Here is an 18916-nt window from a genome sequence, read left to right on the forward strand (position 1 = left end):
ATTTTTCTAATAACCGGGCCAGTCCTTTACTGGGTCGATACGATTAAGGTATCCGCCAGCGAATGAACATGCTATGCTGTGGCTAACATTATTGGAGGAAAACGACTATGAAAAAACACCTAACGCCCCTACTTGCCATTGGCCTGTTAGCAGGCTCACTGGGGACCCTTACCGCCCACGCCAATTCGTCGGAATCGCCTTACGTCAGTCCCATTTCTGGTAGCGGCTGGCTCCACGATACCGAGTCACAACTGGGCTCATTTCACAACACTTATTACCGCCTGAAGAGTAAAACCAAGGCCACGATTATGATGTACAAAACGACTGGGGGTGGGACTGTTACCAAGCCCATCACCCTGCCTAAGGGCACCATTGTTGCGGCCAAGAAGGATGGTAAATGGTTAGAAGCCCGCTACAATACCATCAGCTATGGCTTAAAGAAGAAAGGCATCCCGACTAAAGGCGTCGCCGGTGACGGGGAACTCGCCTTCAAAATCAAAACGATTCAGGCAACTAAGATCACCCGACCTGCCTACGCGCCGGCGTACGGAACTGGCGCTTATTTAAGCGGTGGCTTGAAAGCCATTGAACAGCTTGCGACGTACAAATATAATCAGGTCACCGTGACATCCGACGGCTACCTTGAATACTTCCCTGCCGCCAAAAAGACGTTTACCACCTATAATACATTTACGGATTCCGACTATACTTGGTCCGTCATGCACGCAACCAAACCAACTCAGAGTATCAAAATTACCAAAGCCAACAAGAAAGGCGCGACTGTTAACCTGTTTACGAAGGTAAAACCCGTTGGGATTCCTAGTCAACGCGTCGCTAAGAGTGGTAAATTCCAATACAAGGTGGCGCTGAAGAATCGCCACCAACCGTATACTTACGAAGATAATTCGTACGCTGATGACACGGCAATCGCCAGCACCTACAGCATTGGCAAAATGCCATTTTACACGGTAATTGGCGGCGGATTTAACTAGAAACAGCGTGTGCCAACAGGTAATCAACAAGATTAAATACGGCAACCAGGTCTGGGACTTTTCCCAGGCCTTTTTTAGCGGTAACTGACTAAACGTTTACATGCTTTTTACCAAACTAACACGGCTGCTTTACACCCTTCCTGTATGATTGAGCTTACTGCAACTCTACATATTAAAGGAGACCCCATCGTGTTAGATATCATTAAAGCTGTCATTCTCGGCATCATTGAAGGTGTCACCGAGTTTCTGCCAATTAGTTCCACTGGACACTTATACCTGGCCGACGAATTCATCAAGCTCAACGAATCCACTGCTTTTATCAACATGTTCATGGTGGTCATCCAGCTGGGCGCCATCTTGGCCGTCCTAGTCCTCTACTTTAACAAACTGAACCCTTGGGCGCCTCACAAAAGTGACCTAGAAAGGCATCAAACATGGGTTCTGTGGCTCAAAGTAATTGTGGCCGTGTTGCCATCAATTATTGTGGGGCTCCCCCTAAACGATTGGATGGACGCACACCTCACTAACTGGCAGGTCATCGCCGCAACGTTGATTATCTATGGGATTCTATTCATCATCATTGAAGCCTACAATCGGTACCAACGTCCCCGTTTTGACGACCTCAACCGCCTGCCCATGAGTATGGCCGTTTGGATCGGTTTGTTTCAAGTCCTAGCCATGGTACCGGGAACGTCACGCTCTGGCGCAACCATTCTGGGAGGGATTCTGCTGGGAACCTCACGCTACGTGGCCACCGAATTTTCCTTATTTCTGGCCATTCCCACGATGTTCGGCGCCTCTTCCTTAAAGGTTCTAAAATACTTTCTACACGGTAATCACTTTACTGGTAGCCAAATTGTCGTCCTCCTCACTGGCGTCATCGTTTCTTTCGTAGTCGCCTTCTTATCGATCAAGTTTCTCTTGCGGTATATTCGGAACAACGATTTCAAATTATTCGGTTGGTATCGAATTGTTTTGGGAATCATTGTCATCGGCTACTTCGGTTTTTTTCGGTAAAATTCACAAGGTTTAGCAAAAATGACAAATATTTTGTAAAAACTGACAAATCTTATTTTACAATCATTTCTTACCCTGTTAATTATTAAGGCGTGGTCTAAACCGCATCAGACCGGCGATGTGACGAGCTGTTACTTATAAATAAGTTGTACGCTTAAGTGTGTCGACCATTCTCTTGAAATATTATTTAATCTAATGTGACGCCCTTTTAACTGCTTAGTAATCTAATTGCAACACTCCTCGGGTATGCTAGTAGCATAGATTATACGGAATAGGAAGAGTGTTTAAATAAAATATGTCAAAACTAAAAATCAAATTTGCAACACTATTACTACTTTTCGGCTTCGCCTTCGGTATGGCTACCAATGTGACGTCAAGCCTGACTAATCAAGAAACTACGACGACTGCCCAAGCAGCTACGAAATTATCTGCCTCACAAAAAAAGCAAATCACTAAAATCAACTCTGGTTTATCCAAGAAACAAAAGGCTGCCAAGAAATGGATTGCTTTCCGCGAATCTCGTTACAGCTACAAGGCCCGCAATGGTAACTGTTACGGCCGTTACCAATTACTGAAGTCTTACCTGCATGGTGACCTCTCAGCTGTTAACCAAGAAAAGACCGCTAACAAGTACGTGAAGAACCGTTACAAGACTTGGACTAAGGCTAAGTCATTCTGGCAACATCATCACTGGTACTAAACACAAGTAAACGAGCAAACATCTACCTTGGATGTTTGCTCGTTTTTTTTGCCTTCAATTTAGGCGGATAAAACGACAGAAGGTCTCTAACCAGTGGCCACATAACGCCCTAGCTGCTTTTCTTTACCACAATTTAAGTTGTTAATCCGGCCAAATCTCGTAAACTAGAGGAAAACAGTCGAAGAGGACGCGCGTTTATCATGAAAAAATCATTCGTATTTGGAAGTCTCATACTACTGGTACTCTTGATTCTGGGCGGTGGCTGGGCGGTGAGTCAGCAGCACACAACTCAGACTACCCCGGCAACTACGAAACCTACCAAACCCAAGCGACCCAGCAATCACCTCACCGTAACCGAACTCAAGCAACATGAAAAGCTCCGTTACGCTGCCATCATCTATTACGCCTTAAAATATACCAAACTTCAACGGTGGCAAGAAGCTTCCGACTTTAAGGCTGGCTGGCAAGTTGAGGTCTATCCTCATCACGGCCACCCCCAGTACCTCGTCTGGCCCGATAAAAATGCGACGGATCAGGATAAGAATCTCGAACCCAACCGCTTTAAACTCACAGCGAAGGACACTGTCACTTACAATAGTTTCATCGTCCACTCCTTTAGTAAAGATATGACTCAGACCACCAGCTTAACCAAAATTGCAGCAACTATCAGTCACCATCACAAGGGACGGGCCGTTCGGCAGATGGTTCCTAACCTCACTGTTAAAACTCATCATAACTAAAGCATGTCAAAATAAGGGATCGAGACCTACCGTCTCGACCCCCTATTTTGACTCATTTTAAGAACGTTTAGTCTGCTGAATCATGCCTTCCGTTCCAGACGTGATCAACCCCTCAATTTGTTCCAGGAGCATCAGCAGCCAGCCGAAAGCCATGACAAAGGCAATCAGTTCAAACGCTGTCAGTGAGAAATACCCCAACCATCTAAAAAGGATTTCAGCAATCACCAACGCTACCCCTACCCCGTATGACAGGTACAAAAAGTCCCGTGTAATCTGGGGGAGCAACCAGCGAACGCCCACAATCAGAGCAATGATAAAGTACACCAGGAAAGTTGCCACCTGATCGTGCAGGTCGTGTGAAATGGCGTTGTTGGGAAAGACGCCCACCATCCCCAGGTCCACCGCCGTCAGTGTCAGTAAGATACGCAGTACCCAGAGCCGACGTGAATTGGGAAAGACCTCGTGCAGGCTCACGAATAAATAATCTACCAGGGCAATCATCAATAACGCCGCGAACATCAACGTCGCATTGAACTGCCACCCACTAGACGCGCCGTTTGTTCCCAAAAAGCTGAGGTTATGTTGCCACCAGTACTTCTGATTGTTCACGGCCATGGAGATGACGACCCCACTGATAATGACCAGCGTTAGCACGGTGGTCAAAACACTTGCATCTACCATCAATGAGAAGTAGACCATCGTAGCATTCACCACCAGGCTAAAGACAAAGAGAATAATGCTGGCCGTAAATGAGCCAAAGATGGCACCCTTGAATAAGACGCCTAACAACCACATACTCCCACTCAGCACCAACGCCAGAATCAACGCAAACGATAGCACGATGACCGGAAAGTTTCGCCAGTAGATGTTTTTCGTAAAATGATTCAGGGGATTATTACGGTCATGAATAAAGAATCCGGCGAAGAGCAGTGTCCCCAACACCACGCCTACCAGAATAATGGCCGTTGCCAGGGACTGTTCCCCCACCAGCTTTACCTGGTGCATCCCCTGCGAGACACAAAAAATAAGGAACCCCACACTCGCAAATAGGGCCAGCAAAAGCGGCCAGAACACCACCCGCTTTTGGAAGACCTGTTGGCGGGGCTCCGCAAACTGGACGACTAACCGGTCCCGTTTCACGACCAGCTTAACTGGCGTATCTTCCCGCAATTGCAGCTGTTCGCTGACCGCTGCTGGAATTTTCAATTGATAATCTTTGCTTTTCATGTTTTCCTCCGCTACCCGTTTTCACAATGACTCCCATTATAACAGAGGAATCACCCTGACCAACTTGTTAGCAACAAAATAGTGTATGGACCTGGAAGCAAACGTCAACTGGCACACATCTTCAGTACACTAAGTGAGAGATCAAAAGGGGGCCTGGAACTTTTGTCCCAGACCCCCTCGTTCTAACCTAACAGATTCAATGCATTAATCCCCTAGTCATCAGCGTGCACGTCGAAAGTGGCTAACAGCATTTCGCGCACACCATCAGCATCCGGATCATGCATCCCCTTACCCTTGTCGAGACCGATTAGGGTGGTCATTTCAGCTGGCGTCAGTTCGAAGTCGAAGATAGCCAGATTGCTCTTAATCCGAGCAGCGTGGACCGACTTAGGAAAAACGATAACGCCGAGTTGATTTTCAAAACGCAAGATGATCTGACCGGCATCCTTGCCGTACTTTTTCGCTAAGGCGACAATCACGGGATCATTGATCAGTGACTGATTTCCCTGACCAAGTGGTGCCCAGGCCTCAAGCTTTACGTCGCTTGCAGCCATCAATTGGCGTAACGGTTGTTGCTGAAAGTAGGGGTTAAACTCAACTTGGTTAACGGCGGGGAGCGTCTCAAATTGCGGCACAAACTTCTGCCAAATCTTGGGCGTCATGTTGGAGACCCCGATTGAGCGAATCTTACCAGCCTGTTGGGCCTCTTCCATCGCGCGCCAAGCACCAGGAACGTCCCCATATGGTTGGTGAATCAGGTAAAGATCCATGTAAGCCAATCCAAGTTTCTTCAACGAAACGTCAATGGCCTTCTTCGCCGCTTCGTATCCAAAATCTTGGAGCCACAGCTTGCTCGTCACCCAAATCTGGTCGCGGGGAATACCGCTATCCGCGATAGCCTGGCCAACTTCGGCTTCATTAAAGTAGGCCACGGCCGTATCGATGTGTCGATAACCTACCTGTAAAGCTTCCAGTACGGCCCGGTACGTTGACCCATCGCTGGGAATTTGGAAGGTCCCAAATCCAATCGTGGGAATCTCATTTCCATCATTTAATTTAATTGTTGGTGTCTTTGTCATTATCATCTCTCCTTAGCTAAGTTGCTTTAAACTCGATCCGAAAATTTGTTCAATCGCTACGGGATCCCGGTGATCAAAAAACTGGCTTTCCCGCTTGTCTAATGACTGCATCGTCTGCATTTCAGTGGCCGTCAACTCAAAGTCAAAGACGTTCATGTTCTCAATCATCCGTTCCTTGTGAACCGACTTAGGAATCACTGTGATTCCCCGTTGCAAGAGCCACCGCAAAATAACCTGTCCCGTTGCCTTACCATGAGCTTGCGCAATCTGGGCAATCGTTTCGTTTTGGAAAAGATTGTGTTTCCCTTCGGCAAAGGGGGCCCAGGATTCAACCCGTACGTCTTCACCTTGATTGAACCGCACCTCTTCAGGCTGTTGGTACCAAGGATTGATTTCAATTTGATTGACGGCCGGCTTGACCGTCATCGTCAGCTCTAAATTTTTTAATTGATCGGCGTAAAAGTTAGAGACCCCGATTGCCCGAATTTTGCCAGCTTGTTGGGCTTCTTCTAAGGCACGCCAAGCCCCCATCGTGTCGCCATAGGGTTGGTGTAGCAGGTACAGGTCCATATAATCCAAGCCTAACCGCTTCAAGGAATCGTTGATTCCCTGCTGAGCCCGTTCATAAGTGAATTCTGAAACCCACAGCTTTGACGTGACAAAGATTTCATCACGCGTCACACCACTTCTCTTAATAGCCCGGCCAACTGCCTCTTCATTTTGATATGCCGTCGCGGTATCTAGTAACCGATAGCCGACTTGCAAGGCATTGACGACGGCTTCTTCACATTCTTTTAAATCAGGTACTTGGAAAACACCAAATCCTAATTGGGGCATCTCAATGCCATTATTTAATTTAATTGTTGGCACAGTAGTCATTTCGCTCGTCCATCCCTTCATGGCTTGAATGACTCTACTATACTGGCAAACGCCTCAGTTGAAAATTACTAGATAAACATGCTAGTATACGAGTGACGTATGCTAGGAGGAACCTGCCATGTTGGAAAACTACTTATTAGAAGAATTGGTGACCTTTGCTCAGACTGGAACCTTAGCCGAAACCGCGGCACAACTAAACGTCACCCAGCCCACCGTTACGCGGGGTATGCAAAAATTGGAGAGCGACCTTGGCGTCCACTTATTTGACCGCCAACCCAACCGGCTCAGTCTGACCCCCACCGGTGAATTGGCCGCCCGAGAAGCGACTGCCCTGCTCCAAGCGCAGAACCAAGCCGTCGCGCGAATTCATAGCTTCGATCAAAATCAACGAACTCTGCAGATTGGCACCACGTTGCCCGGTCCCCTGTACATTCTGAATGACTTGCCCTTGCCCACCAACGTCACAGTTAATCACCAGCTCCTGACGACTGCCATTGACGAACTGCTCACCCAACACGATTACACAGTAATTTTTTCCGACCATCAGCTAACCGGCGAAGCATTCAGTTCTCAGCGAGTTGGTTACGAACGGCTGGCCGTCAACCTGAACAAGTTCATGTTTCAAGCCAACCAAACGACCATCACCTTCGCAGAGCTAAGGGACCTTAGTTTCATAGTTCTCACCAACATCGGTCCGTGGCGTGAAGTTATTCAACGAGACATTCCGCACGCGAAGTTTCTCTACCAAGAACAACGAGAAGCCTTTGATGAGATTACCAAATACGCCGACTTCCCGTATTTCAGCACCAACATTTCTGACATTATTCCGCTAGAGGCCAACCAAGAATTGCCAGCCACGGCGAATGACAGCCGCGTTCGGATTCCCATCAGTGATGACCAGGCACAACTAGCCATTTATGCTAACTTTCTCCGGTCAGAAAAACAGCGCGTCCAACCCCTGATCGACCAAGTTACGGCAAAGTGGCCCGACTAACAACCTGTACCATGCACGTTAAGTATAGATAATGATACGTGATAAGCATTAGACATGCCGGTAATTTCCCGTTAAGCTAATCCATGATGACCAAGCACCATCACGAAAGTAAACATTCTTTACAAACAATTTGTGAACGCTTAAAATTCTGATAGAAACATCTAGGAGGTAACACGATGAAATCAACTGTATTTGTAGAACCAGGTAAGGTTAAAGTCGTTGATGCTGATATGCCTAAGATTCAGGCACCTGATGACGTGATTATTCACGTTGTACGGACCTGTGTGTGTGGCTCAGATCTCTGGGCTTACCGCGGCTTAGAAGACAAGGCTAAAAACTCCGAAAACTCCGGTCACGAAGCTATTGGAATCGTTGAAGAAGTCGGTTCCGACATCACAACCGTTCAACCCGGTGACTTTGTCATTGCACCATTCACCCACGGCTGTGGCCACTGTGCCGCTTGCCGTGCCGGTTTTGACGGTGCCTGCCAAAACCACACGGACAACTTCAGTAGTGACGTGCAATCCGAATACATTCGTTTCCAACACGGCGAATGGGCTCTGGTTAAGATTCCTGGTAAGCCAGCCGACTACAGCGATGAAATGCTGAAGTCCTTGCTGAGCCTGGCCGACGTCATGGCTACAGGTTACCACGCCGCTCGCGTTGCCAACGTTAAAACTGGCGACACGGTCGTCGTTGTTGGTGACGGTGCCGTGGGTCTCTGTGGCGTTATCTCCGCTCAAATGCGTGGTGCTAAGCGCATCATTGCCATGAGCCGTCACGAAGATCGTCAAAAATTAGCTATGGAATTTGGCGCCACCGACGTTGTTGCTGAACGGGGTGACGAAGCCGTTGCCAAAGTTATGGCATTAACCAACAACTCCGGCGCTGACGCTGTCTTGGAATGTGTCGGGACGGAACAGTCTAACGACACAGCCATGAAGGTTGCTCGTCCAGGTGCTATCGTGGGCCGGGTTGGTTTACCTCATGAACCTAAGATCGACATGGCACCATCCTTCTACACCAACAAGATTATTGCTGGGGGCCCTGCTTCTGTAACGACTTACGACAAGCAACTCTTGTTGAAGGCTGTTCTGGATGGCGACATTCACCCTGGTAAGGTCTTCACGAAGTCCTTTGCCTTGGATGACATCGACGATGCTTACCAAGCTATGACTAAGCGTGAAGCTATTAAGTCCTTGGTCGTTGTTGACTAACTAGCCAACTGGAATCTACGTTAACGCTAGTCATACTAAAACTTATTCTAAAATTCTTAAAGAGAGCTAACGTCATTTTCTGACGTTAGCTCTCTTTGTAATTGCACTAATCTTCTAAATTATTACCGATTCTTTTGTCCAATAAACTCAGCTAGGCCTAACTGATCTTCCGCGCTTAACCAGCCAACTGATGTAAGAGCCCCGATATCTTCTCGCTTTACTTCTAAAATTACCCCTGTATCAATATAAGTTTGACTCTGTCAACCACGCCCGTTTAAAAACGAACGCTTGTGAGAACCGCACCCTTTGGCATGGCGACCACAATTTGCTTAGATACAGCGCTAACCTACGAATAGGACTTATCCGCCAATTACCAAAGCCTTTTAGATCCGCAGGTTGCCAGACAGACTCTTTTATTACAAAGTTGCTAACCCCTTAGCTAAAATATTCTTAGCTGCATTATAATCACGAACATGTAACGTCCCGCAACTAGGGCACATCCACTCACGGTCAGCCAACGTCAGCTTGTTCTTACCGGTCATGATGTGCCCACAATGGCTACAAGTTTGCGTTGTATTCCGGGGATTCACAGTCAAAAATTTCTGGCCATACCAATCAGCTTTGTAGGACAGCATGCTCAGTAAAGTTCGCCAACCAACGTCCGAGATGCTCATTGCCAAAGCGTGATTCCGCAACATATTTTTACTCCGCAGTTCTTCAGCTACGACTAAATCGTGGTTTTTGATTAAGGTCGTAGAGACGTGGTGCAAAAAGTTCTTACGTTGATTGGTAACTCTGAGTTGCAATTTGGCCACTAATAACCGTTGGCTTTGATAATTCTTTGATTCTGATAACCGTCGTTGACTCTTTTTAGCTCGTCTGGCCCGCCGTGACAGTTTCCGTTGAGCCTTAGCCAGCTTTCCTTTAATCATTCGATAGTAACGGGGATTCTCAATTACTTGTCCATTGGAGTCTGTCAGAAAATTATCGAGATTCAAATCAATGCCGACTTTAGATTTGACAATTGGTTGCTTGGCAGCAAATGGATGTTCCGACCCAATCTGCATGGACACAAAGTAATGACCCACAGCGTCCATCGAGACTGTTGTCGTCCCAATTCTAATATCATTAGCTCGTTCTAAAATCTTTAGTGGAAGTCCCTTGAATCGGAGATGCCCTAGCTTGGGTAGTTGTAGGTGGCGGTTGTCAGTTAGTCTAACACTACCATTCTCCATAGTTGGGGCTATCACTTTAGCACTGTAAAGACACGATGTCTGATAAGTCTGAGTGTAGCCACGCTTATGAAATTTAGGCGTCCCGGCCTGATGAACCTGACGGAATAGCTTCCAAGCAGTCCTATAATTCTTGATAGCATTAGCTTTCATCAGACTGTCAAAATCCGGATGATTTAACCACCCATGAATATTGGAAATAGCAGTTGACGGCTTCTTCAGACGTTCAGTCAGATCAGTGATTCGCTTCAAAACAAGCGCAATTGGTGTTTTAACTTTCTTCAGCCAAAATAGATCATTGTTCATCCCGTTCATTTTGTTATAAATGAAGCGACTAGCATCACTGTTACGTTTGATTAGCCGTTTTTGTTCGGTTGAAGGAAAGACTCTAACCTTAACCCCATAATGATAAGGTAACTGGGCCATCGTTTTCGCCATAAACTGCCACCTCCCTTTGCTTGATAACAAGCGTACCATATGAGTATATCGTATCCATAGCAAAGCGTCTTACAATAATATTTATGAAGATAACATATGAGCTTCGCTGATCAACGAAAGGCATAGTCGCATTCATCCCTTGCTTGAAAGCGAGGGAATTCTGCCTAATTTATATTAAACCAGAAGTACGCCAATCCTTCAAAGGGTAGTATTGTGCTTGGATTCTGCGAGACTTGTCGATATATTTTGTCGTCATCCGATATAACAAAAAAGTTTTTGGATACACGCCAACAATTAATACCGGACGACGTTTTCCACCATTACCCTGTGCATACGCAACGTATATTGTTACAATCTCATTTGGCTTCATCATCACCTGCTAACCACTGTGAAATCTCAGCCGGTGATTTTAATTGCTTAACATTTCCAGAATCAATTTCTTTTTTAATCACTTTCTCTAGTTGTTCTTGGGGTGTTATTCGTGTTAATTGAAAAGGAAGTCCCTCAGTAGCCACGACCTGTTTGTAGAAGGCTGTGACTGCCGCAGTGGTGTTTAACCCAATATCAGTAAATATTTGTTCTGCCTGATTCACTAAATCTCTATCAATATTTACTTGTACCCGCTTCTTATCATGCGACTTTGTTTGCATTATGCTCCCTCCTTTTCTACTCCTAATATACTCCTGTTTTACTCATTTCAAACGAAATTTGCTTATCGCCTCAAACCCCGAAAAGGGACCCAAGCATCGTTCACCGCTGCTTGGGTCCCTCATTTATAATCTTCTATTATGCTGTTTGGTTTACTTTAAAACGCCGAAGCCACCAGTCCAGCCAATCTTTTCGCTGGCTGCTAAAGTCATTTGTAAGAAACCAAAGCTTTCAAGTTCACGCGCCCGCTTCAAGGAACCGGCATCAACGAAAGCCACACCACTGTCAGTCAATGCATCGGCAAATGCTTGCTTAGCATCAGCGTCGTCACCGGCAGCCATAACTGTCGTTTGTGCTTGGTCACCGACCTTGCGACTCTGTAAGGTTGCAGCGAAGGTCGTGTTGAAACCCTTGATAACCTTGGAATCTGGTAATAAAGCAGCGATTTGGGCAGCAGCTGAGCTATCAGCTGGAACAACTAATTCGTCCCAAGTTTCAAAGTTCAGTGGGTTCGTAATATCGATAACAATTTTCCCTGCTAATGCCGCCTGGTTCGCCTTGGCAATGCTTAATGCAGCGTTGTAAGGAACAGCCAGAACAACGATTGATCCTAAGTTTTCTACGGGATCGGCAGAATCAATAAAACTAACCTGATTCCCGCCTTGCTTGAAGACGTCACCGATTGATTGACCCATGTTACCTTTACCAAAAATTGTGATTGCTGACATAATGCAGACCCCCTGATAAGTTTTAAATTTTGTATTCTTTTTAAGTACAGTTTTAAGAATAACCGCTTTCGGTTAAAATGTCAATCCGTTAGCATAATAAATAAATTAGTTAGGCGTTTTACCTGATTTTTAATCGAAACTGTTATAGAATATAATACATAATCTTAACAGGAAGGAGCCTCCACATGGCAAATACCCAGTTTAGCGATACCATCCACGTGCTGGTCTACATCGCCTATTTCAAGGGTAAAAAGATGACCAGCCAGGAAATCGCGAGCAGTCTCGAAACATCTCCTAGCCTGATTCGTAAAATCATGGCTAACTTAAAACACCACCAGTTGTTGGCCCCCACTCACGGTCCCACCCAGCTTGCACTGGCGCACGACCCGGCTGAGATCACGCTGCGTGACATCTACGCCACGCTACCCGGCCAAGCACCCCTACTGAATGTGGACACGCACACGTCTCAGAATTGTCCAGTGGGTCAAACGGTTCCCAAGGTCTTGAGCCACTACTATCAGGAGATTCAGGCCGCGGCAGAAGCCAAAATGGCTAAGATCACCTTGCAAGACATCCTAAACGATGTGACACTAATGCAGCGCTTAACGTCAGACGACGTCCAGTACGGCTAATTTTTCATTGTTGACTAAAGGTTGAAAGCACTGAAACACCAACTATGCCTGATACAACAAAGATTGGATATTTGGGTTTAGTCAGACATTGTGGGAAATTGACGCCTTACCGTTCGCCAATAATAGTGAGTAAGTGCAGTCATTTAAACTAGCTTAGTTTCCAAGACCCCCGTTTAACCGGAGGCGGTCAGAGGTGGAGCCAGCCGTGTCGACGCTGTTAGCCGATTTTCGGCTTACAGCGTGGGACGGGTTTGGAGACTGGTGATTTCCCAGGCTTCAAACCGAGCCGAAGGACCGCTTTTCAGGCCGCAGGCGTTCCCCACAGCGGGCGGAATCTCTGAGCGGCTCCGGTGGCTGGAAAAAACTAATTTTAAGTCTGTAACGCCTGATTATTCTTGGTTTGATAACGGTTTTCGAAATTTCAATCTTTAGTTGTTGAATCAAACTTAATCACCAGCACAAAAAGAGCGGCCGAGAAAATATCTCAGCCGCTCTTTTTACAATTAAACAATTACCTTAGAATTCCGCGTTACCCGGCGTACGTGGGTAAGGGATCACGTCGCGGATGTTTTCCATCCCGGTGACATACATCAGTAACCGTTCGAAACCGATACCGAAACCAGAGTGTGGCGTTTCGCCGTACTTCCGGAGTTCTGAGTACCATTCGTATTCCTTTGGTGGCAGGTTGAAGTCCTTGATCTTTTGTTCCAATTGGGCGACCCGTTCTTCACGTTGGCTCCCACCAACTAATTCACCGATACGAGGGACCAACATGTCAGCGGCAGCAACGGTCTTACCGTCATCATTGTCGCGCATGTAGAAGGCCTTAATATCACGTGGGTAGTCGGTCAGGAAGGTTGGGCGACCGTAGACCTGTTCACACAGGTAGCGTTCGTGTTCGGATTGTAAATCAATCCCCCACTTAACGGGTACATCGAACTTAACTGGGGCCTTTTCCAACTCTTCAATGGCTTGCGTGTAAGTGATTTCCGCAAACTTCTCACTGATGGTTTGGTGTAACCGGTCCAGTAAATCGTCGTCAACGTTGTCGTTCAAGAACTGTAATTCATCCTTGGCGTGCTCCAAGAGGTAGGATACCACGGACTTCAATAACTCTTCAGAAACCTTCATGCTGTCGTGTAGATCAGCGAAGGCCATTTCTGGTTCAATCATCCAGAATTCTGAAGCGTGACGGGCAGTATGGGAATCTTCTGCCCGGAATGTAGGACCGAACGTGTAAACGTCCCGTAAGGACAGAGCGAAGGCTTCAACTTGAAGTTGACCACTCACTGTCAGATTGGTTTCTGCCTTAAAGAAGTCCTTGCTGTCGTCAACCTTACCGTCGTCAGTCTTAGGTAAGTTGTTCATGTCCAACGTGGTAACCCGGAACATTTCGCCGGCACCTTCACTGTCACTACTCGTGATGATTGGCGTGTTCACGTAGGTAAACCCATGTTCTTGTAAGTATTGGTGAATGGCAAAGGCAGCCAATGACCGGATACGGAAGACTGCGTAGAATGTGTCCGTCCGTGGCCGTAAGTGGGCCATGGTCCGCAGGTATTCGTACGTGTGCTTCTTCTTTTGTAAGGGGTAGTCGTTGTCGGAAGCCCCTTCCAACACGATTTCGGAAGCGTGAACTTCCAATGGTTGTTTAGCGTCTGGCGTGTAAACCACCGTCCCCACAACCTTAATCGTGGAGCTCAAAGGCAACTTCGTCATTTCGGCGTAGTTTTCCAAGTCGCTACGCATTACGATTTGTGCGTGCTTCATGCTTGAACCATCACTTAATTCAATGAAGCCAACTCGCTTGGAGCCCCGAACGGTCTTAACCCAACCGTGTAAAACAATTTCTTCATCTTCAGCAAAGTGCTGGTCGCTAAATAAATCTTTTACTAAAACTTCTGCCATGATTATTCTCCTTTATGGTGAAAATCCCGATGATGACACAAAAAAAGATCCATCATCCCTCTAAACAGGGACGAAAGATCTTTCCGCGGTACCACCCAAATTGTTTTTAATGCAAAACCAACTTTAATAAACGTACTAACATACGTACCGTCGTTAACGTGACGGAGAACGGTGAGGCCTACTCCCTAAGATTTCAGCCCACAACTGAAATGGAGTTCTCCTGGATTGGCGGGTGGCTAAGCTGACACTATCCTTAGCTCGCTGAACACCCAAAACCAATCCGGCGCTGACCATTTCGTTCGTTTTTAATTCTATGCAACTGTTGTCAGATTATCACAAATAGGGCTAACTTACAACTGACAGTTAACTAACTAAAGGACAAAGTTAACTGTTCGCACTCCGGTGGCCAGATACAAACGCAATTGTACCGACACCGCCCTCCAATATCTAGCGACCGCTAAGACGGAAGAGAACCCTACGTTGCCACTGCCAACAGGTACGTCATTCACCCATTCTGAAAAATTATCAGAAAGCCTTCAGATAAGCCGTAATGCAACGCCTCGTGAGAAGTCATATGCTACGTTCTGAGATACCACTGCTGCTGGCCCCTAACCAAGCGGTATCCCAACGATCACGTACACGAACCTAGTGCCATTAGCCAATCTGCTAACGACCTTCGGTTCAATCTAGTGTTAACAAAAGGTGTGAGACAAACGTCCCACACCTTTTTTGCGCTCTAAACATATAGTCGAAACAGGCGATAAACGGCAGTCGACTCCGCTTAACCCCTACACGCCAATTAATCCATCGTAATCAACATCCGCCCGTGACACTTAGAGTGGTAGAGGTTCTTGTCGACCCGGTTGTAAAAGTCCATTGGGGACCGGTCATCCGTATTAGCAACCGCCACACCGACAGAAATCGTGACGTTAATTCGGTCCGTTCCCGCCGCAATCGTCACGTGGTTCACCGCCGCAAATATCTGATGGACCACGGGCGCCGCCGCAGCTAAGTCATACGTTGGAAAGAGCAGATTAAATTCCTCCCCACCGGTCCGGTAGAATGAAATCTGGTCGTCGTTGGCCGCAATCACGGTCTGCACCACCGACGATACTTCTCGCAACACTTGATCTCCGACTGAATGGCCATAGGTGTCATTGATTTGTTTAAAATGATCGATATCAAACATCATCATAGTCAGCGGCTGTCCTTGCTTACGACTCTCCGCAAACAGATCCTCAATCGCGCTGGTGTACGCAGCAAAGTTTTCCGTTTGGGTGAGCGCATCGTGACTGGCAAATTTGGCCAGTCGCACTTTAATTTCACTATCGTGGGACAGCATCGAAACGTAAACAAACAACAAAGCCTCGAAAATCACCAGGTAGATCCATTCTTGCCAGAACGTGGTCCAGGTAAACGCAAATTTAAATTTCATCCATAACCACAGTAAGCCGCCAAAGGGCACCCCAACCAACATGTACACCGCAAAGACACTGTGACGGCCATGACACCTGACCCGGATATCATTGAGTATCCAGAAAAAAATCATCAACGTTATAGCGTGCCCCCACGACTGCCAGTAGCCTAATGAGCCGTTAAAGGCCATGTAGATCAAAACAATCGGGAAAAAGAAATAGTACGAGACGTGAATATTTAGAAAATACGCACAGAAGATAATCGCAATCAGTTGAAAATTCATAAACTGCCAGGAATCCTGACCGCCGAGGACTAGCGTTTGAATGCTAAATACAAAAACCAGCATGTAGATGACGCCGTACCAAGTATTGATAACGTCGTCACTTAGCTTGCTACCCCGGTTGTGCAGCCAGGTTGCCAGCCAATTATAAGAGACCCAGTAGAGCGTGAGCACGCCTAATACGAAGAACACGCTCGTTTCAAACGGTGGGACTTGCCAGTGTGACCATGTCATGCCGAAACCTTCTTCATCCATTAGGGTGTTGTCCGGGTGTCGTCTGTTTCGTAAATACCCGGCCAATCTGCCAATGACGGCACCAAAAAATGCCACCATTTCGCAGTCTACTAAGCAATATAATCCTTTTAATTCACCAATACCACTATCAGAAGTTGGCGCGTGTGACGTGATTTAAGGGGTGTTAACTGTTATCAATCATTCCCACCTCTACGAACCAGTAACCGGGTGTCTGTAGGACTTCGGCCCCGTCTCAGCAATGTCTGACCCACCACCCCAGTTCTAGTCGTGGCCATGTAGGCGGCTCACCTTCCCGCCAATGACTAGTTTACCCGTATCCTGAACTGGTTTGAAATTTCCCGTTTGCTAATTGAGTGGTGTATTTTGACCGGTTAGTGCTTAAGGCAAAGCCCCTCCTCACTAATACTAACGAAATGCGACGGCCATTTGTAACCCACTTTCTGAGAATCATTAAATTAATATTATGATATTAATTATATTGGTTAGAGATAGTTTACAGTTGATTATTTTAGCCAAATACTGCTATACTATCTTTGGTTGTACCTTGGACAGCATCGTCAATTGTGACGACTGCCCGAGGTACGTGGTTAATAGCTTATATTAGGAGGTTCTCTTATGTCTCAAGTATCGTCTCGCTTGCGCTGGTTGGCTGTGGTGGCCACTTCCGCAACACTGATTTTGACGCTTGCTGCCTGTGGTAAAAAGTCTGACGCATCCCATCAAGATTTGGTGCGCACGACCAATTTATCATCGAATTTTTCAGTCTCCACGTTAGATATTTCCAAGTCCCGGGGATTCGACCAAACCGGGAATCTGTTTGATACCCTGCTAACTGTAGATAAACACCATAAAGTGGTTGCCGCGTTAGCCACCAAACACACCGTGTCTAAGGATGGCAAGACCTACACCTTTAAGATTCGCAAGGGCGCCACGTTTAGTAACGGTGACCCAATCGACGCCCAAAGCTTTGTCTACTCGTGGCAGCGCTCGCTCAAACCAGCCACCAAATCAATGTTCCCGTACATATTTAAAGGCATCAAGAATGCCATGGCCATCAACGCTGGCAAACTTCCCGCTAGTAAGTTAGGGGCCGTCGCCAAGGATGACCAAACGTTGGTCGTCACTCTGGATCACCCCATCGCTTACTTTGACAAACTGATGACCTACCAAGCCTTCTCACCACAGGACAAAAAGCTCGTGGATAAATACGGCAAGGCGTACGGCACAGCACCCGATAAGGTCGTTTATTCCGGTCCCTTCAAAATGAGCAAGTGGGAGCCTGAAAGCAAGAACTGGACGTTCATCAAAAATGATAAATACTGGGACAAGGACCAGGTCAAGCTGACTAAAATCAACTTGTTCTACGAACCAATTCCTCAAACAAGTCTTAACCTCTACCAAGCTAAAAAGCTAGACTTTACTATCCTGTCTAGTAACCAGTACAAGAACTTCAAGGGTGATAAGCGGCTATTTGCCGGGCCTTACTCGTACATGAACTACATTCTATACAACCAAAAATCAAAGGACGCTACGCTCAAACGGGCCTTCAACAACGTCAACATCCGTAAGGCCATCTCCCTGACGCTGGACCGCAAACAAATCGTCAAGGACCTCTTCAGCGGTTCCGCCCTGCAACCAACTGGGACGGTCACAAACTACCTGAGTTACAACGCAAAGAATGAGGACTTTGGGAAACTCCAAGATGCTGGTGAGAGTGTGACTCACGACCCGAGCCTAGCTAAAAGTTACTGGAAGAAGGGGCTCGCCCAGCTCAACGTGAAGACGTTGAAGTTCTCCCTATTGACGTCCACGGACGATGCCTCCAGCAAGCTAGCCGAGTTGGTCAAAGCATCCGCCGAAAAACAGCTCTCTGGGCTCACTATTTCGCTACAGACGGTGCCAGACCAGATTGCCTATCAACGGAGCACCAACGGCCAATATGACGCCTACATTGGGGGCCGTGGGGCAGACATCGCGGACCCAATCGAGTTCTTGAAGCCGATGCTCAGCAGTAATCCCCAAAACTACGGTGGGTGGAAGAACAAGCAGTATGACAAACTGATCAATGACTCCACGACCGACAACTTGAGCGCCACGGGCCGGTGGAATAAACTACTCCAAGCTGAAAAGCTCCTGGCCGATGATCAGGCCGAAACGCCACTGTATCAAAACTACAACTACTACTTGAAGGACACGAAGCTGCACGGGATGGTGCACAACTCTGTGGGCGCCCAGTGGATCTACAAGTACATGTACATGACGAAGTAACTGGCTGCGTTGCGGCAGTCAGGATGGCAACCTGCCGTGGGGACGCTCCAGCCTGACTGCCTTCACTGAAACTGATTTCTTCAAGAATATCCTTGAACACTTTTTTACCCAAACAGTCTTAATTAAAACCCTGCTTAGGTAAAAGTCACTTCAATCTCAACTAACTCAAAACCGGCTAAGTCCTCAGGGGGGAGTGTCAAATTTTTTGTGTAAATGGAAGTCCTCTCCCATTAGCTAGCTTCTAATACATGGATTCTAACGTATCT

At 46.9% G+C, this 18916-nt stretch carries 16 protein-coding genes; 8 read left to right on the top strand and 8 right to left on the bottom strand.

Going from position 1 to position 18916, the window contains the following annotated elements; translation table 11 throughout:
* The first annotated feature begins 107 nt into the window (after nt 1-107).
* The 4 genes from EKM87_RS09820 to EKM87_RS09835 all read left to right on the top strand — a co-directional run bounded on the left by EKM87_RS09820 (nt 108) and on the right by EKM87_RS09835 (nt 3449).
* Complete coding sequence (locus tag EKM87_RS09820; protein ID WP_125684279.1) at nt 108-992, top strand: hypothetical protein; 885 nt, start codon at nt 108-110, stop codon at nt 990-992.
* Nucleotides 993-1181: 189 nt separating this feature from the next.
* The gene (locus EKM87_RS09825) at nt 1182-2009 is read left to right on the top strand and encodes an undecaprenyl-diphosphate phosphatase (protein WP_125684281.1); all 828 of its coding nucleotides are present in this window, start codon (nt 1182-1184) and stop codon (nt 2007-2009) included.
* Nucleotides 2010-2304: 295 nt separating this feature from the next.
* Complete coding sequence (locus tag EKM87_RS09830) at nt 2305-2709, top strand: aggregation-promoting factor C-terminal-like domain-containing protein (protein ID WP_125684283.1); 405 nt, start codon at nt 2305-2307, stop codon at nt 2707-2709.
* Between the two features lie 200 nt (nt 2710-2909).
* Nucleotides 2910-3449, top strand: a complete 540-nt coding sequence (locus tag EKM87_RS09835) for a hypothetical protein (protein ID WP_125684285.1) — start codon at nt 2910-2912, stop codon at nt 3447-3449.
* A 57-nt stretch (nt 3450-3506) separates the two neighbouring features.
* Here EKM87_RS09835 and EKM87_RS09840 read toward each other — a convergent pair whose 3' ends face one another.
* The 3 genes from EKM87_RS09840 to EKM87_RS09850 form a co-directional block, all read right to left on the bottom strand.
* The gene (locus EKM87_RS09840; RefSeq protein ID WP_125684287.1) at nt 3507-4676 is read right to left on the bottom strand and encodes a DUF998 domain-containing protein; all 1170 of its coding nucleotides are present in this window, start codon (nt 4674-4676) and stop codon (nt 3507-3509) included.
* 212 nt (nt 4677-4888) lie between these two features.
* Nucleotides 4889-5755: an aldo/keto reductase gene (locus tag EKM87_RS09845; protein WP_125684288.1), complete on the bottom strand. Its 867-nt coding sequence runs from the start codon at nt 5753-5755 to the stop codon at nt 4889-4891.
* Nucleotides 5756-5767: 12 nt separating this feature from the next.
* Nucleotides 5768-6634, bottom strand: a complete 867-nt coding sequence (locus EKM87_RS09850; protein ID WP_125684307.1) for an aldo/keto reductase — start codon at nt 6632-6634, stop codon at nt 5768-5770.
* 118 nt (nt 6635-6752) lie between these two features.
* On the opposite strand from EKM87_RS09850, the gene EKM87_RS09855 reads away from it, so the two are divergent.
* On the top strand, nt 6753-7628 hold the full coding sequence (locus EKM87_RS09855; RefSeq protein ID WP_125684290.1) for a LysR family transcriptional regulator: 876 nt from the start codon (nt 6753-6755) through the stop codon (nt 7626-7628).
* Nucleotides 7629-7804: 176 nt separating this feature from the next.
* On the top strand, nt 7805-8845 hold the full coding sequence (locus EKM87_RS09860; RefSeq protein WP_125684292.1) for a zinc-binding dehydrogenase: 1041 nt from the start codon (nt 7805-7807) through the stop codon (nt 8843-8845).
* Nucleotides 8846-9261: 416 nt separating this feature from the next.
* Here the strand turns inward: EKM87_RS09860 and EKM87_RS09865 are convergent, their stop codons facing one another.
* The 3 genes from EKM87_RS09865 to EKM87_RS09875 all read right to left on the bottom strand — a co-directional run bounded on the left by EKM87_RS09865 (nt 9262) and on the right by EKM87_RS09875 (nt 11891).
* Entirely contained in the window at nt 9262-10515 is a 1254-nt protein-coding gene (locus EKM87_RS09865; RefSeq protein ID WP_125684294.1) for an RNA-guided endonuclease InsQ/TnpB family protein, read from the bottom strand.
* A gap of 356 nt (nt 10516-10871) precedes the next feature.
* On the bottom strand, nt 10872-11165 hold the full coding sequence (locus tag EKM87_RS09870) for a type II toxin-antitoxin system RelB/DinJ family antitoxin (protein WP_125684296.1): 294 nt from the start codon (nt 11163-11165) through the stop codon (nt 10872-10874).
* 150 nt (nt 11166-11315) lie between these two features.
* Nucleotides 11316-11891, bottom strand: coding sequence for an NADPH-dependent F420 reductase (locus EKM87_RS09875; RefSeq protein ID WP_125684298.1), 576 nt, complete (start codon nt 11889-11891; stop codon nt 11316-11318).
* Nucleotides 11892-12076: 185 nt separating this feature from the next.
* Here EKM87_RS09875 and EKM87_RS09880 point away from each other — a divergent pair, with 185 nt between their 5' ends.
* Nucleotides 12077-12523 (top strand): Rrf2 family transcriptional regulator, encoded by a 447-nt coding sequence (locus EKM87_RS09880; RefSeq protein WP_125684300.1) that lies wholly within the window; start codon nt 12077-12079, stop codon nt 12521-12523.
* A gap of 516 nt (nt 12524-13039) precedes the next feature.
* Here EKM87_RS09880 and asnS read toward each other — a convergent pair.
* Nucleotides 13040-14431, bottom strand: coding sequence for an asparagine--tRNA ligase (gene asnS, locus EKM87_RS09885; RefSeq protein ID WP_125684302.1), 1392 nt, complete (start codon nt 14429-14431; stop codon nt 13040-13042).
* A gap of 799 nt (nt 14432-15230) precedes the next feature.
* Nucleotides 15231-16361, bottom strand: a complete 1131-nt coding sequence (locus tag EKM87_RS09890; protein WP_125684305.1) for a GGDEF domain-containing protein — start codon at nt 16359-16361, stop codon at nt 15231-15233.
* A 636-nt stretch (nt 16362-16997) separates the two neighbouring features.
* On the opposite strand from EKM87_RS09890, the gene EKM87_RS09895 reads away from it, so the two are divergent.
* On the top strand, nt 16998-18650 hold the full coding sequence (locus EKM87_RS09895; RefSeq protein WP_225428431.1) for a peptide ABC transporter substrate-binding protein: 1653 nt from the start codon (nt 16998-17000) through the stop codon (nt 18648-18650).
* Nucleotides 18651-18916 lie beyond the last annotated feature (266 nt).

It is taken from the genome of Levilactobacillus yonginensis (assembly GCF_003946265.1).
Lineage (GTDB): Bacteria > Bacillota > Bacilli > Lactobacillales > Lactobacillaceae > Levilactobacillus > Levilactobacillus yonginensis.